The sequence below is a fragment of the Acerihabitans arboris genome (assembly GCF_010131535.1).
GTDB lineage: Bacteria > Pseudomonadota > Gammaproteobacteria > Enterobacterales > Enterobacteriaceae > Acerihabitans > Acerihabitans arboris.
This window is the reverse complement of record NZ_WUBS01000003.1, coordinates 298,627-322,492: the sequence shown is the minus strand read 5'-3', so window position 1 is coordinate 322,492 and position 23,866 is coordinate 298,627. Positions and strand designations below refer to the sequence as shown.

The 23,866-nt window shown below is 60.4% G+C and carries 20 protein-coding genes and 2 pseudogenes; 9 read left to right on the top strand and 13 right to left on the bottom strand.

Annotated elements, in window-relative coordinates:
• Nucleotides 1–702 precede the first annotated feature (702 nt).
• The gene (gene robA, locus GRH90_RS05800) at nt 703–1,611 is read left to right on the top strand and encodes an MDR efflux pump AcrAB transcriptional activator RobA (protein ID WP_162364976.1); all 909 of its coding nucleotides are present in this window, start codon (nt 703–705) and stop codon (nt 1,609–1,611) included.
• On the opposite strand, the gene glpC is transcribed toward robA, so the two are convergent.
• From glpC to GRH90_RS05760, 8 genes are all read right to left on the bottom strand, one after another.
• Nucleotides 1,583–2,782 (bottom strand): anaerobic glycerol-3-phosphate dehydrogenase subunit GlpC, encoded by a 1,200-nt coding sequence (glpC, locus tag GRH90_RS05795; protein WP_162364975.1) that lies wholly within the window; start codon nt 2,780–2,782, stop codon nt 1,583–1,585. The two genes, robA and glpC, sit on opposite strands and share 29 nt — an antisense overlap.
• Nucleotides 2,766–4,052 carry a glycerol-3-phosphate dehydrogenase subunit GlpB gene (gene glpB, locus GRH90_RS05790; protein ID WP_162365070.1) on the bottom strand — a complete coding sequence of 429 codons (1,287 nt, stop codon included), beginning with the start codon at nt 4,050–4,052 and terminating at the stop codon, nt 2,766–2,768. The genes glpC and glpB overlap by 17 nt, the downstream gene beginning before the upstream one ends.
• Nucleotides 4,042–5,706 (bottom strand): anaerobic glycerol-3-phosphate dehydrogenase subunit A, encoded by a 1,665-nt coding sequence (gene glpA, locus GRH90_RS05785; RefSeq protein ID WP_162364974.1) that lies wholly within the window; start codon nt 5,704–5,706, stop codon nt 4,042–4,044. Before glpA ends, glpB begins: the two co-directional genes overlap by 11 nt.
• Nucleotides 5,707–5,881: 175 nt before the next feature.
• Complete coding sequence (locus GRH90_RS05780; RefSeq protein WP_162364973.1) at nt 5,882–6,277, bottom strand: tautomerase family protein; 396 nt, start codon at nt 6,275–6,277, stop codon at nt 5,882–5,884.
• Between the two features lie 154 nt (nt 6,278–6,431).
• Nucleotides 6,432–7,829 (bottom strand): class II fumarate hydratase, encoded by a 1,398-nt coding sequence (gene fumC / locus GRH90_RS05775; protein WP_162364972.1) that lies wholly within the window; start codon nt 7,827–7,829, stop codon nt 6,432–6,434.
• A gap of 79 nt (nt 7,830–7,908) precedes the next feature.
• Complete coding sequence (locus GRH90_RS05770; RefSeq protein ID WP_162364971.1) at nt 7,909–9,249, bottom strand: anaerobic C4-dicarboxylate transporter; 1,341 nt, start codon at nt 9,247–9,249, stop codon at nt 7,909–7,911.
• Between the two features lie 728 nt (nt 9,250–9,977).
• Complete coding sequence (gene dcuR / locus GRH90_RS05765) at nt 9,978–10,700, bottom strand: two-component system response regulator DcuR (protein WP_162364970.1); 723 nt, start codon at nt 10,698–10,700, stop codon at nt 9,978–9,980.
• A gap of 4 nt (nt 10,701–10,704) precedes the next feature.
• Nucleotides 10,705–12,318, bottom strand: a complete 1,614-nt coding sequence (locus GRH90_RS05760) for a sensor histidine kinase (RefSeq protein WP_178113024.1) — start codon at nt 12,316–12,318, stop codon at nt 10,705–10,707.
• 502 nt (nt 12,319–12,820) lie between these two features.
• Here GRH90_RS05760 and hybO point away from each other — a divergent pair.
• The 8 genes and pseudogenes from hybO to hybG all read left to right on the top strand — a co-directional run bounded on the left by hybO (nt 12,821) and on the right by hybG (nt 19,683).
• Nucleotides 12,821–13,948, top strand: coding sequence for a hydrogenase 2 small subunit (gene hybO / locus GRH90_RS05755; RefSeq protein WP_162364969.1), 1,128 nt, complete (start codon nt 12,821–12,823; stop codon nt 13,946–13,948).
• A 3-nt stretch (nt 13,949–13,951) separates the two neighbouring features.
• Nucleotides 13,952–14,935, top strand: a pseudogene (gene hybA / locus GRH90_RS05750) (hydrogenase 2 operon protein HybA); the annotation flags it as partial.
• Nucleotides 14,936–15,065: 130 nt separating this feature from the next.
• A complete protein-coding gene (hybB, locus tag GRH90_RS05745; RefSeq protein WP_162365068.1) occupies nt 15,066–16,265 on the top strand; it encodes a Ni/Fe-hydrogenase cytochrome b subunit in 1,200 nt (399 codons plus the stop codon).
• Nucleotides 16,243–17,946: a hydrogenase 2 large subunit gene (gene hybC, locus GRH90_RS05740; protein ID WP_162364967.1), complete on the top strand. Its 1,704-nt coding sequence runs from the start codon at nt 16,243–16,245 to the stop codon at nt 17,944–17,946. The genes hybB and hybC overlap by 23 nt, the downstream gene beginning before the upstream one ends.
• Nucleotides 17,946–18,419 (top strand): annotated as a pseudogene (locus GRH90_RS05735) (HyaD/HybD family hydrogenase maturation endopeptidase); the annotation flags it as partial. The gene hybC and the pseudogene GRH90_RS05735, both read left to right, overlap by 1 nt.
• A gap of 97 nt (nt 18,420–18,516) precedes the next feature.
• The gene (hybE, locus tag GRH90_RS05730; RefSeq protein ID WP_162364965.1) at nt 18,517–19,044 is read left to right on the top strand and encodes a hydrogenase-2 assembly chaperone; all 528 of its coding nucleotides are present in this window, start codon (nt 18,517–18,519) and stop codon (nt 19,042–19,044) included.
• The gene (gene hypA, locus GRH90_RS05725) at nt 19,037–19,378 is read left to right on the top strand and encodes a hydrogenase maturation nickel metallochaperone HypA (RefSeq protein ID WP_162364964.1); all 342 of its coding nucleotides are present in this window, start codon (nt 19,037–19,039) and stop codon (nt 19,376–19,378) included. The genes hybE and hypA overlap by 8 nt, the downstream gene beginning before the upstream one ends.
• Nucleotides 19,379–19,395: 17 nt before the next feature.
• Nucleotides 19,396–19,683 carry a hydrogenase maturation factor HybG gene (gene hybG / locus GRH90_RS05720; protein WP_162364963.1) on the top strand — a complete coding sequence of 96 codons (288 nt, stop codon included), beginning with the start codon at nt 19,396–19,398 and terminating at the stop codon, nt 19,681–19,683.
• Between the two features lie 98 nt (nt 19,684–19,781).
• On the opposite strand, the gene frdD is transcribed toward hybG, so the two are convergent.
• The 5 genes from frdD to GRH90_RS05695 all read right to left on the bottom strand — a co-directional run bounded on the left by frdD (nt 19,782) and on the right by GRH90_RS05695 (nt 23,865).
• On the bottom strand, nt 19,782–20,132 hold the full coding sequence (frdD, locus tag GRH90_RS05715; RefSeq protein ID WP_162364962.1) for a fumarate reductase subunit FrdD: 351 nt from the start codon (nt 20,130–20,132) through the stop codon (nt 19,782–19,784).
• A gap of 13 nt (nt 20,133–20,145) precedes the next feature.
• Nucleotides 20,146–20,544 carry a fumarate reductase subunit FrdC gene (frdC, locus tag GRH90_RS05710; protein WP_162365067.1) on the bottom strand — a complete coding sequence of 133 codons (399 nt, stop codon included), beginning with the start codon at nt 20,542–20,544 and terminating at the stop codon, nt 20,146–20,148.
• A gap of 16 nt (nt 20,545–20,560) precedes the next feature.
• Entirely contained in the window at nt 20,561–21,295 is a 735-nt protein-coding gene (locus GRH90_RS05705; RefSeq protein ID WP_162364961.1) for a succinate dehydrogenase/fumarate reductase iron-sulfur subunit, read from the bottom strand.
• A complete protein-coding gene (gene frdA / locus GRH90_RS05700) occupies nt 21,288–23,093 on the bottom strand; it encodes a fumarate reductase (quinol) flavoprotein subunit (protein WP_162364960.1) in 1,806 nt (601 codons plus the stop codon). Before frdA ends, GRH90_RS05705 begins: the two co-directional genes overlap by 8 nt.
• Before the next feature lie 466 nt (nt 23,094–23,559).
• On the bottom strand, nt 23,560–23,865 hold the full coding sequence (locus GRH90_RS05695) for a hypothetical protein (protein WP_162364959.1): 306 nt from the start codon (nt 23,863–23,865) through the stop codon (nt 23,560–23,562).
• Between the last annotated feature and the right edge of the window lies 1 nt (nt 23,866).

Sequence of the window (23,866 nt, the reverse complement as noted above, 5' to 3'; positions counted from 1 at the left end):
TATAAAGTATTTTTTATTTAATACGGGCCTATGCCCGCGCCACTGCTTGAACACTGAAGATAAGGATTGGTTGTTGCCTTGGCCTTTTTCATCCCGCGGCCAAGGCGGAAGCGCATCGAGTAGACACAGGAAGCACCAATGGGAGTAGAAATATTAACGCCAATTATTAAAAAAACGAAACGCTAAATATGAAATTTTGTGATCGCGGTTTAAATATTGTAATTAACAACCCTGCTTTGAAATTAATAAAGAAAATTTATATGGCATTAATTGTCAAAAATAACACTTACGGCAAAAAATGGCATTTTTATACCGGCGTGTTTTTCAATTTATTATAAAAGGTAAAAAATTGTTATTGCGCGGATAATGGCACTAAGGGTTAAAAATAGCATTTGTCGTTGATTATGACACGATATGTCAAAATGATTTCCATCGATAGATGAATTGCCATTTATGGTCAAAAATAGCATTTATGGTTCAAGGGTATATTTTGGAAATGCTTATTTCTCTGCAAGAAATGTCATGTTATGTAAATACGGCACGAATTTTGCCAAAAGCAGTTCAATTTCCCTTAACAGTCTGATTACTTAAAAAAATGAGATGTAGAATCTTAGGAATAAAGAGTGAATAATCGCTTGGGTTATTTCTTTTTGCCTGGTATTCCACCAAGGTTGAAAGGTTTTTCGAGGTAGAAAGGTTTTTATGAACCGAACCGGGATTATTTGCGATCTGCTGACCTGGCTGGAAGGGCAGTTGGACCAACCCCTGTCGCTGGATGATGTGGCCAGCAGATCGGGTTATTCCAAATGGCACTTGCAACGCAAATTCAAAGAGACGACGGGCCAGGTGCTCGGCGCGTATATCCGCGCCCGGCGATTGTCCAATGCCGCCATGGCGCTGCGGCTGACCAGCAAAACGTTGGCCGACATTGCGCTGCAATACCATTTTGAATCGCAGCAGACCTTTACCCGCGCGTTTAAAAAGCAGTTCCAGCAGACGCCCGCCTTTTACCGGCGCTCGCTGCGCTGGGATTTTTACGGCATGCAGCCGCCGATACGCAGCGCCGCCGCCTATACCCCGGCGGACATCGTGGTGCTGCCGGCGCTCAGGCTGGAAGGCATCACCCGCAGCTATACCTGCAGGCTTGAGGAGTTAAGCCAGTTTCGCAGCGAACTGCGCACGCAGTTCTGGCGCACGTTTCTGGAACAGGCGCAAAGCAATCCGCCGGTGCTGTACGGCCTGTGTTATTCGCGTCCCTCCGGGGATAAAAACGGTGAAAACGAGGTGTTTTATACCACCGCCGCCGAACCAGATTATTTGCCGGTAAAACGCGATAACCTGCAAAACCTGATGCTGAATGCCGGCGACTACGCGCAGTTTACCTACCAGGGCGCGCCCGAGGGGCTGCAGGGCTTTATTATGGATCTCTACGGCGTCTGCCTGCCGATGATGCGGCTGGTGCGTCGCGACGGCTACGATATCGAGCGTTTCCACCGCTGGCCGACATCAGCGGATGATGCCGGTCGCGGCGATATCCATTGTGATTACCTGATTCCCATTATGCGGCCGGCGGACGACGGCATTACGCCAACGCGCGGGCCAGCAGCGTAATCGGATGCTCGCAGGGTTTGCCGGTGGACATCTCTATTTGCCATTTACAGGTCTCGCAGTCGGTTACCACCATATCAACGCCGCTGCGTTCGATCTGGCGGAACAGCGGGGCGCCGATGTCCTGCGCGGTGGCGTAGTTTTCCGATTTAAAGCCGTAGGTGCCGGCAATGCCGCAGCACTGCGAGTCCAGCACCACCAGCTCAAGACCGGGGATGCGCCTGAGCAGCTCCAGGGTATAAAGGGTCCAGCCCATTTTTTCCATATGGCAGGGGGTATGGTATGCCACCCGCAGCGGCAGGGCTTTAAGGGACAGCGTCTTGCCCGCCTCCAGCCGGCGATAGATATAACGGGTGGCCAGCTCGACCCGCGCGCGCACCGCCGAGGTATCCACGTCCAGCAGGTGGGGGTACTCTTCGCGCAGGGCATGGATGCAGCTTGACGAGGTGCCCACCACCGCCATGCCCTCCTCCAGCACCGCGCCCTCAAGCGAGGCGGCGTTCACCCGCGCCTGCTTTTGCGCCTGGGCGATAAAGCCGTTGGCGATAAGCGGCACGCCGCAGCATTTCTCGCGCTTTAACAACTGCACGCCGATGTCCATGGCGTTAAGCACCTTAATCAAGTCCTTGCCCAACTGCGGGTGGTTATAATTCACGAAACAGCCGTGAAAAAAGGCCACCCGTTCGGCGTATTGCCGCTGGATATCGGCCTCCTGGCGGTACCAGCGGCGGAAGGTGCCGAACGAATACTTCGGCAACTGGCGGCGATGGTCGATTTTTAACGCTGTGTCCAGCAACCGGCGTACCGGTTTCAGCCCGGTGGCCATATTGACCACCGGCGCCAGGGGCGTGGACAGCGTGCCCATGATATCGGTATGGCTGAGAATGGCGTCGCGCAGCGTGGGTTTGCGCGGGCTGTAGCGGGCTTTGGCCCGTTGGATGATATCGCCTATCCGTACCTCGGACGGGCAGGCCACCTCGCAGCGCTTGCAGTTGGAACAGTATTTCAGCGCGTCATCGTATAGCGCCGGGTCCTTCAGGCGCAGCCGTTCGCCGTCCGGCCCGGCCTGTTTCGGCCCCGGATAGAGCGGATTGACCTTCGACACCGGGCAATAGGTGGTGCAGACGGTACATTTCAGGCAGCTTTCGAAGCTGTTATCAAAGGGCAGGCTCATGATTTTCCTCAAGCGATAGGGCAATCCGCCCGGCGGCGTGCAGCGCGCTGACAAGTGAGACCCCCGCGCCGCAGCCCTGGCTTAACGGATCGTATCCGCCCAGCACCGCGCCAACGGCATACAGGTTTTCTATCGGTTCGCCGCCGAGCAGCGCCCGCAGGCGGTTATCGGTTTTGACCCCGTACTGAAGATAGGGCTGGGGGACGAAAAAATCGGCGCGGCTCCAGGCGTCGCGATCGGCGTGGCTATGGACATCGAGGCCAAACACCGGTTCATAGACGCGTTCGCGGTTGGTGGCCAGCCCGTTGCTGAAGAAGCTGCCGCCGGCCAGCACCACCTGGCGCGCGCGCAGCGGAATATCGGCGTGGTTGCGGGTGGTGACGCTAACGATGCGCCTGCCGTCAAACTGCGCCTTCAGCACCCTATCGCCCGGCATGAATACGCCGCCGAGCCGGTTCAGGCGCTGGCGCAGCGCCTGGTACAAACGCATGCCCAATAACGAGGGAGGCAGGGTCGGCAGCAGGTAAATCGGCCGGTCCACGGCGGCGCGCAGCCGCTCAAGCGGCTCCGGAGAGTCCAGGCCGATGCAGGCCGGCAGGATCAGGCACTGCGCATCCCCCGCCAGACGCGACAGTTCGGCGGCCAACGCCGGAAAGCTTTCCGGCAGATCCAGCACCCGCGCGATATTGACCGCGCGAAATTCGCTTGGGTTGGCGCGCAGCCGGTCCAGGGCGGGCAGGCGCAGGCAGGCCGTGCCGGCGGCGAGGCCCTGTTCCGCCGCCAGCGAGGCGGCGACGATGCTGGCCTCGAAATCCAGGAAACCCTCGATGCCGACAATGACGACTTTTTGCCAGGGCAGGGCGCCGTCCCAGGGCGTCACCGGCACCTCCCGCGGGCTGAGCCAGGTCGCCCGGCGGGTGCCGAGCGGGGTCACGCGCAGATGGTTTTGCGCCGGCCGGCCGACCAGGGCAATGTCGCAGCGCGCCAGCAATGCCTGCGCCTGAGCGGCCCGCGCCATGACCTCCCGTGCGCCCAGCAGGCTATAGGGATGGTGCGGAGCCTGCTGCGCCAGCGCCGCCAGCGCCTCGGGGGGCGAGGCCACCGGCGTGCCGTCGGGCAGGCGCGCCAGCAGATCCAGCGAGCCGGAGGAAAAAAACAGCGCACTCTGGCCCGCGCTGACCACCGCCGGGCGCAGGCCCTGTTCCGCGAGGCTGATGGCGCAGCTTAATCCGGCCAGGCCGCCGCCAATCACTACGGCGTCAAATTTCATCATCGGCCTCCGCCTTATCCTGGGTAGAGCCCTGGGCGTCGCCTTCCAATCCGCACAGGCCGCGGTATACCCAACTGGTGAATTCGCTTTCCCGCAGCGCGTCTCCCCAGGCAATGGGCCTGATGCCCTTCCAGCGTTCATTAAGGAACGCCGACAGCTGGCCTATGGACTGGCGCGGTGTGGCGACGTTAAAACGGGTCAACAGCCCGGCGGCGCGGCAGGCGCACAGTTCGCCCTGGCAGGTGCCCATGCCCACGCGCGTGCGGCGGCGCAGGTCGGTCAGGTTATTCACCTTCAGCGAGTCCACCGCGTAGCGCACTTCTCCCGCCGTAACCGCCTCGCATTCGCACACCAGGCTGTTGGCCAGACGGTCGCCCCACAGGACCTGGTTGGCGCGATCGCCGTGGCGATAGACTGCGGAACCGGAGATGCTGGCGGGCAGCGGGCCGCCGCCGGCGCGGCCGGACTCTTGCGCCGGCTCCCGCGATCCGGGCAGCGCGTGCTGCGCCGTGGCGCAGGGCACGGTCACGCCCAGCTTGGCGCAGACCTTATCCGTCGCCCATTCCGCCATCAGGCGGTAGGTCATCAGCTTGCCGCCGGTAATGGTGATAAACCCCTCCATTCCGTCACGCTCCGCATGGTCCAGCAGGACAATGCCGCGGCTGACGCTGCGCCCGGAGGGATCGTCGTCGCTGGCCACCAGCGGCCGGACGCCGGCGTACGCGCGCAGCACGCGCGTACGCGCCAACCGCGGCGCCAGCAACGCGCCTTCCCGCATCAGCAGGTCCACTTCCGCGGCCGTAACCGTCAGCCGGTCGATATCGCCGTAGTCGACGCGGGTGGAGGTGGTGCCGATCAGGGAAATGGTATCGCCCGGCACCAGGATATCGGCGTCGGCCGGGGCGCGGCAGCGGTTGATCACCCGGTTGTTGATGCGGTGGCCCAGGATCAGCAGCGCCCCCTTGGCCGGGAACATCCGGATGCGCAGGTCGGCGTATTCGGCAATATGCTGCCCCCAGATCCCGGCCGCGTTGACCACCACCGGGGCGTAGATGTCATGGGTTTGACCGGATTTATGGTCGAGCGCGCGCACGCCGCGCACCCGATCGCCCCGGCGGATCAGCCCGGTGACGCTGTGGTAGGTTAAAAAGCGCGCGCCGTGCTCGCGGGCGTCGATCATGTTGGCGGCGGTCAGGCGAAACGGATCGACGGTGCCGTCCGGCACCCGGACCGCGCCGATAAGCGCCGGATTGGCCGCCGGCTCCAGCCTGAGGGCCAGTTGGGGGTCAATGGCCTGCGCATCGATGCCGGCGTCCAGGCACGCGGCGATAAACCGCTGCTGATAATCCAGCGAATCCTGCGGCAGGGTAATAAATAAGCCGTCGGTAGCCTCGACGCAGTGACGGGCTATGCGCTTGAGAATGCGGTTTTCCTTGATGCATTCGCGGGCGGATTCGCCATCGGTGACAGCGTAACGCGCGCCGCTGTGCAACAGGCCGTGGTTATGCCCGGTGGCGCCGGCGGCGATATCCCCGCGCTCAAGCAGCAGGCAGCGCAGCCCCCGCAGGGCGCAGTCGCGGGCGATGCCCGCGCCGGTGGCGCCGCCGCCGATGATAATAACGTCCGTATCCTCGTAGGAATGACGATCTTGCATACAACCTCCTGACGCTCAATCCCCTACATGGCGGATGGGTATCTGAAGATTAACGCATAAAAATGACCCAATTTGTGTGATAAAGAACAATAACGAACGATAAACGAAAATAAAAAGCGCGATTACCCACGTTTTTGGGCGGCACGCCGCTGCCGGTCCCTGCCCGCCGCTGGCGTTATTCTTCGCCGGATTGCCACTCGGGGCTATAGCCGCCCAGGGCGGGGTGGTACATCTCGTCGCCCGTATGCTGGGTGAATTCCACGTTCAGGCGGTCCTCGCGCAGGCCGAGGATTGCAATACAGTGCGCGCACAGCGCCCTGGCCACCTCCATGCGCAGCTCCGGCGTCCTTCCCCGCCGGATATCGAGCATCAGCACCGACACCGGCACCGGTTCGCCGCCCGTTTCGGCAACGCGCCAGACGCCGCCGTCGCCAAGTTCGCGAACGGCGACGCTGATGCGCCGGATATCCACCGACATCATGGACGCATAGGTTGCCGACAGGCTGGCGGCAAGCCGTTGTTTTTCCGCCGCCGGGTAGCGGCCGTTTACATCAAGCTGGAGATAGGGCATGGATTTGTCTCGTCTGAAAGAGAGGGCGCCATGGGTTGCGGCGTCCGGGTTTTGTAGCTGGGTATTCGGCGGGAGCCCGCCGCCGGGACTATTGGCGGCGGGAACGCGCGCAAGGCCGGCCTCCTGACTTAAGGATAGTCGCCCGCGCGCGCCATTATTTAACGGAACTGGCTATCATCGCCTCGGGTCGCACCCACTGGTCAAACTCGCTTGCCGAAACATAACCCAATTTCAGCGCCGCGGCCTTCAGCGTCAGCCCTTCCTTATGGGCTTTCTTGGCGATCTCGGCGGCTTTGTCATAACCGATATGGGTGTTCAGGGCGGTGACCAGCATCAGGGACTCATTCAGCAGCTGGCTGATGCGCGCCCGGTTGGGTTCGATGCCGCCGGCGCAATGCCGGGTAAAACTCTTGACGCCGTCGGCCAGCAGCCGGATGGACTGCAGCAGGTTGTGCGAAATGAGCGGCCGGAAGACGTTCAGTTCAAAATTACCCGACGCGCCGCCAAAATTCACCGCCACGTCATTGGCCATTACCTGGGCGCACAGCATGGTCATGGCCTCGCACTGGGTAGGGTTGACCTTGCCGGGCATGATCGAGCTGCCCGGCTCGTTTTCCGGAATGGCGATCTCGCCGATGCCGCAGCGCGGACCGGAGGACAGCCAGCGCACATCGTTGGCGATTTTAAACAGCGACGCGGCCAGCCCTTTCAGCGCCCCGTGGCCTTGCACCAGTGCGTCGCAGGAGCCGAGCGCTTCAAATTTGTTCGGCGCGGTGACAAACGGCAGTTCGGTCAGCTCCGCCAGGGCTTTCGCCACCCGCACGGCATACTCCGGGTGGGTGTTCAGGCCGGTGCCCACCGCGGTACCGCCCAGCGCCAGTTCGCACAGATGCGGCACCGCCGCCTCGATATGCCGCGCGCCGTGGCCGAGCATTGCCGCCCATCCGGAAATCTCCTGTCCCAGGGTCAGCGGGGTGGCGTCCTGTAAATGGGTACGGCCGATTTTGACGATATCACTGAACGCGCCGGCCTTTTGTTCCAGGCACGCCTGCAGTTTGGCCAGCTCCGGCAATAAATGGGTGCGCAGGGCGATGACCGCCGCCACGTGCTGCGCGGTGGGGAAGACATCGTTCGAGCTTTGGCTTTTATTGACGTCGTCATTGGGATGCACCAGGCGGGCATCGCCGCGCGGGCCGCCCAGCAGCTCGCTGGCGCGGTTCGCCAGCACCTCGTTCATGTTCATATTGGTTTGGGTGCCGGAGCCGGTTTGCCAGATCGACAGCGGAAACTCCCGCGGATGTTTTCCCGCCAGCACCTCATCGGCGGCGGTGATAATCGCCTGCGCCTTATCCCGGTCCAGCAGGCCGAGGTCCAGGTTCACCCGGGCGGCGGCGCGTTTGGTCATCGCCAGCGCGGAGATAAGCTCCACCGGCATTTTTTCCTGCGAGATGCGAAAATGTTCCAGGGAGCGCTGGGTCTGCGCGCCCCACAGGCGGTCGGCGGGAACCTCGATGGCGCCCATGGAGTCTTTTTCAGTACGGATATTTTCCATAATTTAATCCTCTTGAGATAAGCAAAAACAGATCGCGCGCCGGGTCTTCCGTTTGCCGCGCCGCGCGAGGGAAATCGCGTTATAAAAAGCCGTAGGCGGCCGCCAGGATCCAGCCGAAGACGCTGGACACAAATACGCCGATCAGGCCCACCAGGATAAAGCTGTGGTTGATGACATACTTGCCGATATGGGTGGTGCCGGAACGGTCAAACTGGATTGCCGCCAGATCGCTGGGATAGGTCGGCAGGATATAATAGCCGTAGCAGGCCGGCGCCGAGGCGACGATATAGGCCGGGTCGACGCCGATGGCCAGCGCCACCGGGACGATGGCGGCCAGCGCCGCGGCCTGGGAGTTAACGAATTTGGAGACCACCAGCAAGACGATGGCGTAGGCCCAGGGGTACTCGCTCACGATGGTGCCCAGGGTTGCCTTGATTTGCTCCAGGTGGGCGCCGAACATGGTTTCCGCCATCCAGGCGATACCGTAGACCGCCACGATGGCGATCATGCCGGAGCGGAACACTTCGTTTTTCGAGATGGCCGCCGGGTTGGTCTTGGTGGCGATAATAATCAGCGCGCCGGAAAACAGCATGCACATCTGGATAACCAATACCATCGACAGCCGCTTGCCGCCGAACGCCGGCAGCAGCTGCGGCACCGCGCCGAGCAGCGCCACCACGGCAATCGTCGCCAGGAAAATCCACATCGCCACCCAGTTGCTGCGCGGCAGCTTCTGGTCCAGCAGCGTGGCGGTATCGCCGTAAACGTAGTGACGGTTTTCCGGGTCGGAGATGAATTTCTGGAACACCTCGTCCTTGTCCAGATCCTTGCCGCGAAACCAGCTGAAGATGCCGATGGCCAGGATGCCGCACAGGGTGGAGGGGATGGTGATGGCCAGCAGGTCGAGGAAACCCAGGTGGCGGCCATGGAAGGTGACGTTGCCCAGCATCGCCACCAGCGAGACTACCGCCACCGAGACGGGGCTGGCGATGATGCCCATCTGCGCGCCGACCGAGCTGGCGGCCATGGGGCGTTCGGGACGGATGTTATTTTTAATCGCCACGTCGTAGATAATCGGCAAAATGGTGTAGACCACATGGCCGGTGCCGCACAGGATGGTTAAACAGCAGGTGACGAAGGGCGCCACGATCGAGACATATTTCGGGTTGCGCCGCAGCAGGCGTTCGGCGATTTGCAGCATCACGTCCAGCCCGCCGGAGGCTTGCAGGGTGGCGGAGGCGGCCACCACGGCAATAATCACCAGCATGACGTCGACCGGCGGTTTGCCGGGCTCGAGCTGAAAAACAAATACCAGGATAACCAGGCCGATGCCGCCCAGCAGGCCCAGCGCGATGCCGCCCTTTCTTGCTCCGTATAACAGACAGGCCAGAATGACGGCCAGTTGAATAAAAAATGCCATGTTTACTTTTCCTTAGTTATATAACTTTATTAAAATTCACTGCGTAACAAATAACCCTGTTTAAAACCCTATTAATTGTGCTGAATCACATACCGCAGGTTTTTTTAGTTAATAATATAATTTAACGTTTTTATGTTATGGCCTGTCTTATTCAGGCAGACAATATTGTTGATTATATGTTAATGTCTATGATGTAAAACAATAAATTTCATTTTAGGCCGGGGATGGAATGATATTTAACGCGCCCGGCGCTTTCCAGCGCGGCGAGCCGAACCGCAGGTTGGCGGGGACCCCTTGGCGACATTCTGTTGGTAACGCTAACATTGTCGAGCGCCGATGATTGCGCCAGACGATTTATGAGAAGCCCGCCGCCGCGCCCTGTGATTTACCCGCAGCGACATTAATTGAACACGACAAATAAAAGCATTATCTGGTATGGATAATGTATTATCTGTAATTAACGCTAAGAACCTTGTCGCGCCGTTATTGCCGATAATGGCAATAGCAATAGCAAATGTATGGAAGCACCGGCAAGTGTTACGCAAAGCAGTAAGACAACCCGTTCACATACGGAAAAAAATAGAGATGCCAATGCCGTGCTGTGAACCTAAGCAATAAAACGGCCCTTTATACCTCAGCCGCCAAGCAACATACAGAAATATGCCGCCGGCCGGCGGCGCTCCCGGTGAAAAGCAAGCGATACCCGGGATAATGATACAAAATGCGGTTTACTGATAACACTGGCGCAGCGCCTCCAGTTTTTCCGGCAATAGGCGGTAAAAATAGACCGGCCGGCCCATGGAGCCGTAAAAGATGCTGGTGGAGAGAATATCCGACTCAGACAAATATATCAGGTATTTGCGGCAGGAAACCTTGGATATATTGATGGCGTTGGCCAGCATCTCGGTGGAAAATTCGCGATCCTTGCTTTGTTCTATCCATTCGCCGATGGTGCGCAGGGTGATGGCGGTCAGGCCTTTCGGCAGTTTTTTGTGCCCGTGATCGGCTTCGGCGCCCTTGTGATGAATCAAATGATCGATATCGGACTGGGCGCAGTTTTCGCGCAGGTCGAGCAAATTGACCTCCTCGCGGTAGCTGACCAGCGCCTGTTCGAAGCGGGAGAACTGAAAGGGCTTGATAAGATAATCCACCACGCCGTATTTGAACGCTTTTTTCACCGTATTGACATCGGTGGCCGAGGAGATAATCAGTACATCGGTTTGCTCGCTGATTTCGCGGATGGTCGGCAACAGGTCCAGACCATTGTCTTGTTGCATATAGATATCCAGCAGCACCAGATCGATGTTATCCCCGGCCTCCATCAGCAGCGCCCTGGCCTGCTGGAGGGTAGAGGCGGTGGCATGGTATTGAAAACCGCTGACCTGGCTCAGGTAGCATTTATTCAACTCGGCAACCATGGCGTCATCGTCGACAATCAAAGTGTTTATCATAGGGTTAACCCGTTTTTATCCGATAAGGCAACATGATGTCGAACCGGGTGCTCACCCCCGGTTCAGACGTAAACTTCACCCAGCCTCCCAGCCGCTCCACGCCCTGCCTGGCCAGGTACAGACCGATGCCGCGTCCTGTGCCTTTGGTGGAGAATCCGCGCTGGAAGATAGTGTCCCCCACGGCCGGATTGATGCCGGGACCGTCGTCAATCACGGTACACTCCAACAGCATATCATCCCGATACAGGAAACTGACGGTGATGGTGCCCCTTTCGCGATCGGCCAGGGCGTCCATGGCATTTTCAATCACATTGCCCAATACGGTGATCAGGCAAGCGGTGGCGTCATTATCATCGGTATCCGGCAGCCAGCTGTCCTCGGTGATAACCAGGCCGATATCCAGATCGCGGGCGCGGTTGATCTTGCCGAGCAGGAAGCCGGCGATCACCGGTGATTTGACAATGCGAATCAGGGTGCCGATTTCGTTTTGATAATTATTGGCCGTTTTCAGGATGTAGGACTCCAGCGCCCGGTAGCTTTTCAGGTGCAGCATGCCGAGGATCACATGCAGTTTATTCATGAATTCGTGGGATTGCACCCGCAGGGTATCGGCATAAGCCGACATGCCGTCCAGGCGCTCGAGCAGGCGGGCGACTTCGGTTTTATCGCGGAACGTGGCAATGGCCCCGACGATATCCCCGTTCACTATCACCGGCACGGTATTGGTTAACAGCACGCTACCGTTGATATGGCTCTCACGGTCGCGCTGGGGTTTGCCGGTTTGCAGCACATTGCGCAAAAAAAGCTGCGCCGGCCAGTGTTTGCTCGCCGCGTCCAGCAGCAGGTTTTCCCAGGGGCCGTGCTGCTTGAACAACCGCTTGGCCTCGTCGTTGATAAGCGTAATCTGCCCGTCGGCGTCGACGGCAATTACGCCTTCCTTGACCGATTGCAGCATCGCGTTGCGTTCCTCGAACAGCCGGGCGATTTCATAGGGTTCAAACCCCAGCATGATGCGTTTAAGCGCTTTCACCAGCAGCCAGGTGCCCATGCCGCCCACGATGGCGCCGATAAGCGCGGTCCACAGCAGGTTCCAGCGGCTGCCGTTGACGATGGCCTGTACCGTGTCCAGGGAAATGCCGATCGCCACCACGCCTATCTGGCGCCGCGCGGCGTCGTAGACCGGCGTATAGATGCGCAGCGCCCGGCCCAGCGTGCCCAGGTTAATCGCCTGGTTTTCCCGCGCCTGCAGCGCCGGCAGGATATCGTCGCCGACATAGACCTTGCCCAGCAGTTCGGCATTCGGATGTGAAAAACGGATCCGGTTCATATCGGTAATCACGATGAAAAACAGATCGTTGCGGATTCTTGCCGCTTCCGCCACCTGCTGGATGGCCCCCGTCTTGCCCTGGCCGCTTAATCCCTGCACTATTTCCGGATCCAACGCCAGGGTGCGGGCGATGGCGAAGGCTTTATCGCGCACGTTATTCTCGGCCAGTTCGCTGATCTGGCTGAAAAACAGCATATGTACCACCACCAACACCGAAACGATGACACCCGATACCATTAAAATGACGGAGGTGCTCAATGTCAGCGGCGTTTTACGCCGGCTTATAGCCATGTTTCCTCCGTAGTCATTAAGAGACCATCCCGTTAGGCGCTAACCAAAATAGCGCCGTGGGCATGTAATTTCGTCCCGACATCATTACGCCACAAAATGAGAGGAGATGTTAAGGATTTCGCGCCTTCCTGACGCAGGCCTGCTTCACATTACCGGTAAAAATAGCCATGGAAGCGCATAAAAACCCCTGTCGATTATGCCACGGGCAAGGGCGTATCCCCAAATTATGATTATTTTACTTAATAAAATAACAGAATAGTTATTTAATGAAGTGCGCCGTAGAAATATGATTCCCATAGGCTCAGCCTAGGAAAAAATAATTAAAGTGAGGTTTAAATAAAATTTCACTTAAAGATGTTATTGGTCACAAATAACAAAAAAATAAAATGTCATTTGACCGTAAATTGATAGAGATCAATTTAACCCGCTCATATTAATTACAGGGTCACAATGACGCAGCCGTACTTGAGCAGTGTTTTAATGTGAGAGGCCCAAAATCGATATGAATAATCGGATTACCCGCCCAGGGGTAGATCGCCGCGCTTTTTTAAAACTTTGCGCCGCCCTGGCCGCGACCATGGGCCTGAGCAGCCGGGCGGCGGGCGAAATGGCCCGCTCGCTGGCGCGACCGACGCGGCCGCCGGTTCTCTGGATTGGCGCCCAGGAGTGTACCGGCTGTACCGAATCCCTGCTGCGCGCGACGCATCCGACGTTGGAACATTTGCTGCTTAACGATATTTCCCTTGAGTATCACGAGGTGCTTTCCGCCGCCTTCGGCACCCAGGCCGAGGAAAATAAGCATCGCGCCGTGGAACAATATCGGGGCAAATACGTGCTGGTGGTGGACGGGTCCATCCCGCTTAAGGACGGCGGCGTGTACTGCATGGTGGCCGGCAAGCCGATTGTCGAGCATATCCGTGAATGCGCGCAGGGCGCCGCCGCCATAATCGCCATCGGCTCGTGCTCCGCCTGGGGCGGGGTGCCGGCCTCCGGCAGCAATCCCACCGGGGCGGTCAGCCTGCAGGCGGCGCTGCCGGGCAAAACCATCATCAATATCCCCGGCTGCCCGCCCAATCCGCATAACTTCCTGGCGACGGTGGCCCATATCATTACCTGGGGTCGCGCCCCGGCCCTGGACGCCGCCGGGCGGCCCACCTTCGCCTACGGGCGCCTGATCCATGAAAACTGCGAGCGGAGGCCGCATTTCGACGCAGGGCGTTTTGCCCGCGAGTTTGGCGACGCGGGGCATCGCCAGGGCTGGTGCCTGTACCATCTGGGCTGTAAAGGACCGGAAACCTATGGCAACTGCCCGACCCTGGAATTTTGCGACGTGGGCGGCGGCATCTGGCCGGTGGGCATCGGCCATCCCTGCTATGGCTGTAATGAGCAGGGCATCGGTTTTACCAAGGGGATATTCCAGCTGGCCAATGTGGAAAATCCCACTCCCCGGGTGGAAAAGCCCGGCGTCCATCAGCCCGAGGGCGCGCCGGCGTCCGCCACCGCCGCCGGCCTTATCGGCGGCGTGCTGGGCGTGGTGGCCGGAGTGGGGCTGATGACGGTGCGCGAACTGGGACGGGCGCAGAAAAAGCAGCGGCAGGATCGGGCCGACGATTCGTCGCGGGAGGATTAAGCCGTGAACCGACGTCATTTTTTCAAACTGGCATCCGCCGGGGCGCTGCTGGCCGGCGTGCCCGCCGCCGCGCGGGCGCAGGCGCAAAATAAACCGCCGATCCCGGGCGCGCTGGGCATGCTGTATGATTCCACCCTGTGCGTGGGTTGCCAGGCCTGCGTGGCGAAATGCCAGCAGGTCAACCACTCCCCCAAACCCGACGGCGGTAAAACCTACGCCGGCGGCGCGGCCACCTGGTCAAATAATGACAAGCTCAGCCCCTATACCAACAATATTATCCAGGTGTGGACTTCCGGCACCGGCAAAAACAAAGACCAGCCGCAGGACGGCTATGCCTATATCAAAAAGCAGTGCATGCACTGCGTGGATCCGAACTGCGTGTCGGTATGTCCGGTTTCCGCGCTGAAAAAACATCCCGCGACCGGGGTAGTGCATTACGACGCCGATATCTGCACCGGTTGTCGTTATTGCATGGTGGCCTGTCCGTTTAACGTGCCGAAATACGATTATGACAATCCGCTGGGCCAAATCCATAAATGCGAACTCTGCAACCAGCCCGGCGTCGCCCGTCTGGATAACGGCGGCCTGCCCGGCTGCGTCGAGGTCTGTCCCACCGGCGCGGTGATTTTCGGCACCCGGGAAGCGCTGCTGGCCGAAGCCCGCCACCGCCTGACGCTGGCCCCGGGCCTGGAGTACCTGTATCCCCGCCAGACCCTTGGGGATCGGGATCGTTATGCGCGCGCCTTGCCGCGCTATGAACCGCACATCTATGGCGAGAAAGAGGGCGGCGGCACCCAGGTGCTGGTGCTGGCCGGGGTGCCGTACCAAAACCTCGATCTGCCGCCGCTGGCGGAGCTGTCCACCGGCGCGCGCTCGGAGCATATCCAGCATACGTTGTATAAAGGCATGGTCTTGCCGCTGGCGGTGTTTGCCGGGCTGGCGCTGCTGGTGCGCCGCAATACCCGCGACGACACCGGCGCCGACGATAAGCCGGACGCGTCCGGCGCGCCTGGCGGCGGCGACGTGAAGGCCAGCGTCGGCAATCAAGGCATCCCGCGCGCCCGCGACGCCAAAGACGGCCGGGACGCCCGCGTAACACCACCGGGGGAGAAGAATGATGACGACGCATAAGGCCGAACCGCTGGGCGGACGTTTGTTCGCCAGGCCCATTATGTACCTGGCGCCGCTGGCCATACTGTGCGCCGGGCTTATCCTCAAGCGGCTGTGGCTTGGCATCGGCGGGGTGGCCAACCTGAACGGCGGTTATCCGTGGGGATTATGGATCGCCTTCGATCTGCTGGTGGGCACCGGCCTGGCCTGCGGCGGGTGGGCGCTGGCCTGGGCGGTGTATGTCTTCAACCGGGGCGAGTTTCACCCGCTGATGCGTCCGGCGCTGCTGGCCAGCCTGTTCGGCTATTCGCTGGGCGGGCTCTCGATCACCATCGACGTCGGGCGTTACTGGAACCTGCCTTATTTTTATCTCCCCGGCTATTTCAATACGTCGTCGGTGCTGTTTGAAACCGCGGTGTGCATGACCATCTACATCGGCATCATGGCGCTGGAGTTCGCGCCGGTGTTATGTGAAAAGTGGGGATGGCGCGCTCCACGCAAATGGCTGGATAAAGCGATGTTCCTGATCCTGTCGCTGGGCGTCCTGCTGCCCACCATGCACCAATCCTCCATGGGATCGCTGATGATTGCCGCCGGCATCAAGGTGCATCCGTTGTGGCAAAGCTATGAAATGCTGCCGCTGTTCTCGCTGCTGACCGCCTTTATCATGGGATTTTCGATGGTGGTGTTTGAAGGATCGCTGGTGCGGGCCGGACTGTCGGGCAGGGGGGCGGATGACACGCCGCTGTTGGCGCGCCTGACGCGGATTATCGCGGTTTTTCTGCTGTTGTTTATCCTGCTGCGCTTTGCCGAGCTTATCTGGCGCGGCAAAACCGGCTACCTGTGGACCGGCGATCGTTACGCGGCGCTGTTCTGGACGGAAATCGGCCTGCTGCTGCTGCCGTTGCTGATGCTGCGCTGGCAACGCTGCCGCCGGGACGCGCGCGCGCTGTTTATCGGCGGGCTGTGCATGCTGTCGGGGGCGGCGCTGTGGCGGCTGGATTATTCCCTGGTCGCCTTCAATCCCGGCGGCGGGTACCGCTATTTCCCCGCCGCGAGTGAAATCCTGATTTCGGTGGGATTCGTCGCCATTGAAGTCTGCGCCTACATAGTATTGATTCGCCTGTTGCCGGTGCTGTCGGCGCCGGGACATAGCCATAACGATCGTCCGATTGAGGTAGAGCATGAGCCAACGCATCACCATTGATCCGGTTACCCGTATCGAGGGACACCTGCGCATCGATTGCGAAATTGAACAGGGAAAAGTGGTCAAGGCCTGGTCGTCGGGCACCATGTGGCGCGGCATGGAAGAGATCCTCCAGGGGCGGGATCCGCGCGATGCCTGGATGATCGTCCAGCGCATCTGCGGGGTGTGCACCACGGTACACGCCATTGCCTCGGTGCGCGCGGTGGAAAACGCCCTCGGCATGAGCGTGCCGGTGAACGCGCAGTATATCCGCAACCTGATCCTGGCGGCCCACAGCATCCACGACCATATCGTGCATTTTTACCAGCTGTCGGCGCTGGACTGGGTGGATATTACCTCGGCGCTGGACGCGGACCCGGCAAAAGCCGAAGCGCTGCTGAAAGGCTTGTCCACCTGGTCGCTGAACAGCGCGGCCGAGTTCGCCAAAGTCCAGCGGAAAATCAGGGATCTGGTGGCCAGCGGCCAGTTGGGCATTTTCGCCAACGGCTACTGGGGGCATCCGGCGATGGCGCTGCCGCCCGAGGTTAACCTGATTGCGGTGGCCCACTACCTGCAGGCGCTGGAGTGCCAGCGCGACGCCAATCGTATCGTCGCCATGCTCGGCGGCAAAACGCCGCATATCCAGAACCTGGCGGTCGGCGGCGTGGCCAATCCCATCAACCTGGACATGCCCAGCGTGCTGAACCTGGAACGGCTGATGTACGTCAAGACCTTTATCGACCGGCTGGGCGAGTTTATCGAGCAGGTCTATAAGGTGGACTGCGTGGTGATAGCCGCCCACTATCCGGGCTGGCTGACGCTGGGGCGGGGGGCGCGGCATTACCTTAGCGTGCCGGAGCTGCCGCTGGATGGCAAAGGCGAGACCTTTTGGCTTACGGGCGGCTACCTCGAGGACGGCGACGCCGCCCGGTTCCGCGCCATCACCAGCCATACCGATCCGTTCCTGATGGACGGTATCCAGGAGAGCGCCAAACACGCCTGGTACCAGGATGATGAGCCGCTCGCGCCCTGGGAGGGCCGTACTCGGCCCAACTATACCGGCTGGCAGGAGGACGGTAAATATTCCTGGGTAAAATCGCCGATATTCTACGGCCAGACGGTGGAGGTCGGCCCGCTGGCCTGGCTGCTGTGCGGCCTGGCGGCGGGCCATGAGGGAGCGAAAACGCATTTCTCGCAGTTGGGCGGCGCCTACCGTCGGCTTACCGGCAAGACGCTGGGCGAGGAGGATTTGCACTCCACCCTGGGGCGGGTGATCGGTCGCACCGTGCACTGCTGCGTGCTGAAGGACTCGTTGAGCGCGATGTGGCAACTGCTGGTGGACAATATCGGCCGGGGCGACGACCGGACCTTTGTCAAGCCGGATATCCCGCTGGATAAAGAGCTGCGCGGGGTGGGTTTCGGCGAAATGCCGCGCGGCATGCTGTCGCATTGGGTGGTGATCAAAGACGGCAGGATTGCCAATTACCAGGCGGTGGTGCCTTCCACCTGGAACGCCGGTCCGCGCAACGGGCAGGACGTGCCCGGCCCTTACGAGCAGGCGCTGGTGGGCACGCCGGTGGCGGACGTGGCCCGACCGCTGGAGGTGGTCAGGACCATTCACTCTTTCGACCCCTGCATGTCCTGCGCCGTGCACCTGGTGGACGCCACCGGCGGCGAACTGAACCGGGTGAGGGTGCTGTGATGGCTATCCTGGTGCTGGGGATCGGTAACCTGCTGTTAAGCGACGAGGCGGTGGGCGTGCGCGTCATTGAAGCGCTGGAGCGCGGTTTTACGTTCACGCCCGCCATCGATATCCTGGACGGCGGCACCTCGGGCATGGAGCTGCTGGAGACGATGTCCGGCCGCGATCACCTGATCGTGGCCGACGCGGTGCTGGCCGGCAAGTCGCCCGGCGACGTGGTGGTGCTGCGCGATGGGGACGTTCCCGCCTTTTTAACGCAAAAGCTCTCGCCGCACCAGTTGGGCCTGGCCGACGCGCTGATGGCGCTGCGCCTGCTGGACGAGTTTCCACGGCGCCTGACCCTGGTGGGCGTGGAGCCGCAGTCGTTGGCCATGCATATCGGCCTGACCGACAGGGTATCGCAGGCGCTGGAGCCGGCGTTGGGGCAGGTGATTGCCGCCCTGGAGCATAGCGGCGTGACCGTCACGGCGCGCGCGCTCAACGCCACGGGACCCGGCCGTTTGCCCAACGGCGACGCAGGCCCCGGCTCCCTGCCAGACGATAAGGATAACGACGCTAATGGAGACACCCATGCCGCCGCATGACAACCATACCGTCCCGGCACCCGGTCATGATGCCGCGGCGGGCGTTGACGCCACGCCCGCCGCCTGGCTGGAGCCGCTGTTCCGGCGTATCGCCGGGGAAGACATGCGCGATCTGCCGTTTTTCCGCCCGGACGTGCCGGTGCGCGCCTGCGGTTTTACCCTGTTCGAGCGGCAGTGGCTCGGCTGCCTGTTGACGCCCTGGATGCTGAGCCTGTGGGTATTGCCCGGCCCGGGCCAGGACTGGCAGCCCACGGACAACGGCGCGCGGCTGGCGCTGGCCTTGCCCTGCGGCAATGTCACGTTTATCAAGGGCGAACTGGCCGGCCGGGGGCCGTACCTGTCGTGCTCCCTGATGTCGCCGCTGGATGCCGGGCTTACCGGTATCGAGGCGGTGGCGCTGGCGCAGCACTGCGTCAAGATGGCCCTGTCGCTGCCGGTGCGCGATGGCGACGCTCCGCCGGATGCCGATCGCCGCGCCTGGCTGACCCGCGGCCGGGGAACCTTGCATGCATGAACTCTCCTTGTGCTATGAGGCGCTGGCGCTTATCGGGCAACAGGCCGGGCGACACGGGGCGCGGCGGGTGACCGGGGTCTGGCTGGAGCTGGGAGCGCTGTCGTGCATCGAGGAAAGCGCCCTGCGGTTCGCGTTTGGCTCGGCGTGCCGCGGCACGCTGGCCGAGGGCAGCATGCTGCATCTGGCGGTGCGGGCGGCGCCGGCCTGGTGCTGGCATTGCGGCGCCGCCGTCGAGATTTCGCGCCACGGCGCGGGCTGTCCGCGCTGCGGCGGCCACGAGCTGCAGGTCAGCGGCGGCGACAGCCTGCGCGTCAGGCAGCTGGAGCTTGAATAGCAGCCATTGGAGACGTTATGTGCATAGGCATTCCCGGGAAGATCGTGGCCGTCGGGGCCGATATCCATCAGCCGGCCCGGATCGAGGTCTGCGGGGTACAGCGCGCGGTTAATATCGCGCTGGTATGCGAGGGCGAACCCGCCGCCCTGGTCGGCCAGTGGGTACTGGTGCATGTGGGTTTTGCCATGAGCCTGCTGGATGAACAGGAGGCGCGCGAAACGCTGGAGGCGCTGCGGTCCATGCAGTTGGTCGGCCTGGAGCTGGAGGAGATGAAACAGGACGGGGCGCGGCGAGCGCTGGATTAAAAAAACGCCGGCCCGGTACTTACCTTGCCCCGCGACCCGGGATTCGGGCGGCGGGGCATTTTGTTTTACCAGCGGATACGGCGTGTAACCTAAGCCTGTTATAAGATGCCCACCAGCGTGACCACGGTCAGGATGGCGGCCAGTCCGTAAAACACCCATTTGCCGGCCGGCACATGGATTTTCAGGTCGTGCATGCAGTGGTGGATGCGATGCAGTCCGCACCACAGCGGCAAGACAATCATCAGCAGCCAGAACAGGCGGCCTATCAGGGTGTGGCTAAACGCGAGAATGCGCGGGTAGCTCAGCGCCTCGCCCGGATACCAGCCCAGCGGCAGCAAAAAGGCCACCAGCAGGATAATCACCGGCGCAACGATGGCGCTCCACATGCCGCCGGCGCCGAACAGGCTCCAGAATACCGGCTCATCGGCGCGTTTGGGGTTCTGATTCATAACGTTCTCCTGATTAAACGAAGGCCAGGGCCACGGCCAGTATCACCACCGTCACCACCGCCGTTACGCCCCAGAGCGTGGCGATAAACGGCGCCGGACCAACCTTTTCATCTTTGACGATGAGCACCGTGGCCTTGGGCGCCAGCTCAAACCAGGTTTTGGTATGCAGCAGCGCCGCCAGCAGCGTCAGCAGGTTAAGCACCAGCACCACCGGGTTTTGCAGGAAATGCACAAAACCATCCCAGTTCGCCTCGCCGGCTTTCAGCGCGTACAGGCCGTAGATCAGCTCCAGGCTGAACCATACCGCCGGCACGGCGGTGCCTTCGCGCAGCATGTAAAAACGGTAGAACCCCAGTTTTTGCCACCAGTTGGCCGGCATGCTGCGGACATAAGGCTTGCGTTTGGTTGTTATCATGTTTCTCACTCCCTTAGCGAGGTTTCAGCATGGCGATCATAAAGTCCTGGGTACTCGCCACTTTGCCCTGCTGGATAGCGGCGGCGGGATCCACATGCTTAGGACACACCTCCGAGCAGTAACCTACAAACGTGCAGCTCCAGACGCCGTTTTCACCGTTCAACTGCGCCATCCGATCCTTTTTGCCATGGTCGCGGTTGTCCAGGTTGTAACGGTGCGCCAGCGTAATGGCCGCCGGGCCGATAAACTCAGGATTCAGCCCGAACTGCGGGCAGGCGGCATAACATAAGCCGCAGTTGATGCAGCCCGCGAACTGATGATATTTGGCCATCTGGGCCGGGGTCTGCAGGTTGGTCCCTTCAGACGGCCGGCGGTTATTACCGATAATATAAGGCTTGATCGCCTCCAGGCTCTCGATAAAGTGGGTCATGTCCACCACCAGATCGCGCTCGATGGGGAAGTGGCCCAAGGCCTTGACCTTCATGCCGCGCGGATATTCACGCAAAAAGGTTTTACAGGCCAGCTTAGGCACATTGTCCACCATCATGCCGCAGGATCCGCAAATGGCCATCCGGCACGACCAGCGAAAGGACAGATCCGGCTCCAGGTTGTCCTTGATATACCCCAGCGCGTCCAGCAGCGAGGTTTGCTCGTCATAGGGCACGTCGTAGACGACGGGGTGGGGCGCCTCGTCCCGCTCGGGGTTATAACGCATCACCTCAAGCTTCAGCGTGTTCGTATCAGCCATTGGCCTGCTCCTTATCCTTTTTATCCTGCACCGCGGCGGCCGCGCCTTCGCCGCCGTACATGCGTTTGGCCGGCGGCAGGGTGGTGATCTTCACGTCGCTGTATTCCAGGCGCGGCGCGCCGTCGGGGTTATAAAACGCCAGGGTATGCTTGAGGAAATTCACGTCGTCGCGCTCGGTGCAGCCCTCATCCAGCCGCTGGTGCGCCCCGCGCGATTCCCGGCGGTGAAACGCCGAGTGCGCCATGCAGTCGGCCACTTCCAGCCCGTTGCCCAATTCAATGGTGTAAAGCAGGTCGGTATTAAACACGCTGGACGTATCGGTGATGGCCACCCGCTTAAAGCGTTCTTTCAGCTCGGCCAGCTTATCCATGGTTTTTTGCATCAGTTCGGGGGTACGGTAAATGCCGCAGCCTTCTTCCATCGACAGGCCCATCTCATCGCGGATGGCCGACCATTTTTCCGTGCCCCGCTGGTCCATCAGGCCCTGCAGGGTGGTTTCCACATCCCGCGCCCGGGCGTCGAGGACGGTATTATTGGCGGCGGAGGCCCCGGCCGCGCGCGCGGCGGCCTGCTCACCCGCCAGGCGGCCGAACACCACCAGCTCGGCCAGCGAATTGGAGCCGAGGCGGTTGGCGCCGTGCAGGCCCACCGAGGAACACTCGCCGACGGCGAACAGCCCACGGATACGGGTTTCGCACTGCCCATCGGTCTCAATGCCGCCCATGGTGTAGTGGGCGGTGGGACGAACCGGAATCGGTTCCTTGACCGGATCGACGCCGACATAGGCCTTGGAAAGCTCGCAGATAAAGGGCAGCCGTTCGAGCAGTTTTTTCTCGCCCAGGTGGCGCAGGTCCAGGTAGACCACGTCGCCGCGCGGGGTGGCGATGGTGCGGCCGGCGCGCCATTCGTGCCAGAACGCCTGGGACAGTTTGTCGCGCGGGCCCAGTTCCATATATTTATTTTCCGGGTGCCCGAGCGGCGTTTCGGGGCCCATGCCGTAGTCCTGCAAATAACGGTAGCCGTCTTTATTGACCATGATGCCGCCTTCACCGCGGCAGCCTTCCGTTATCAGGATACCGGAACCGGGCAGGCCGGTCGGGTGATACTGGACGAACTCCATATCACGCAGCGGCACGCCGTGACGCAGGGCGATGCCCATGCCGTCGCCGGTGACGATGCCGCCGTTGGTGTTATAACGGTAAACGCGGCCGGCGCCGCCGGTGGCCATGACCACGGCGTTGGCGCGGATGCAGATGCGCGTGCCTTCCATCATATTGATGGCCACCAGGCCGCGCGCCTGGCCGTCGTCCACCAGGATATCCAGCACGAAGTGTTCGTCGAAGCGTTTAATCTGCGGATATTTCAGCGAGGTCTGGAACAGCGTGTGCAGGATATGGAAGCCGGTTTTATCGGCGGCAAACCAGGTGCGTTCGATTTTCATCCCGCCGAAACGGCGAACGTTAACCCGGCCATCGGGCTTACGGCTCCAGGGACATCCCCAGAGTTCGAGCTGGGTCATCTCCTCCGGGCAGTGGCGGACAAAATGATCGACCACATCCTGTTCGCACAGCCAGTCGCCACCGGAAACGGTATCGTGGAAATGGGAGTCAAAGGAGTCATGATCTTGGGTGACGGCGGCGGATCCACCCTCGGCGGCCACGGTATGGCTGCGCATAGGGTATACTTTCGATACCAGGGCGATAGTCAGGTTGGGATGGGCCTGCGCGGCGGCAATGGCTGCGCGTAAACCCGCGCCCCCCGCCCCGACGATGACGATATCGGCGTTAAAGGTTTGCACTTTATTCTCCTGCTCATCGGACATTGCATTAAAATCAACAAAACGCAGCTGGATATTTAATTGACTTTAATAATTAAAATAACTGAAACTTTTAAATTAACTAAATTAAGCACACTAATTAATTTGATTCTTTGAATGATGCCTAAAGTTCACTTGATAATAATATATTCTGTATGGGTAATAATGCGAGTATGGATGATAATAGGTATGACGTAGATCAACAAAAAAGCAAAGTGAAATCATTTTGTTAAATCGGTGGGAAAGCGAAATAATAGGCGTTCAACTACTTTGGCGAGCGGGGGCCGGATGCAGGTTAGCGCTGGCAAATGTGCGCACGAGCCTGGAGAAGGCAAGATGGGCAAGAAGAAGATATCATCCCGCCCATGATGCCCGCAGGCGCCGCTTTGTTATCAGTCTTGTGTTTTATCAGCAATATAAGCCGCTTTAGCCACATCAGCCCCAGGCGTCAGAAGCCATATCGGATGGCGTCCTTGCTTTGCTGCATCAGCGCATCGATCTTCTGGGAAAAAGTCTCGATGCCCGCGCTATCGCCGTGCTCCGAGCACTGCCGCCGTTTCAGGTTATAGGCCTTCATCAGCTGCGCCTGGGCGGGGCCGGGCTTGCCGTAGCACTCGACGCTTTTTTCCCAGCAGGCGATGGCGCCGTCCGCATCCTGCTGCTCAAACAAGGTTTTACCCAGCTCGTTAAGCGCCTTGGCGCACTCTTTCGGCGCCAGGTCCTGCGCCAGAATGGCTTCAATCGACGAGACCATA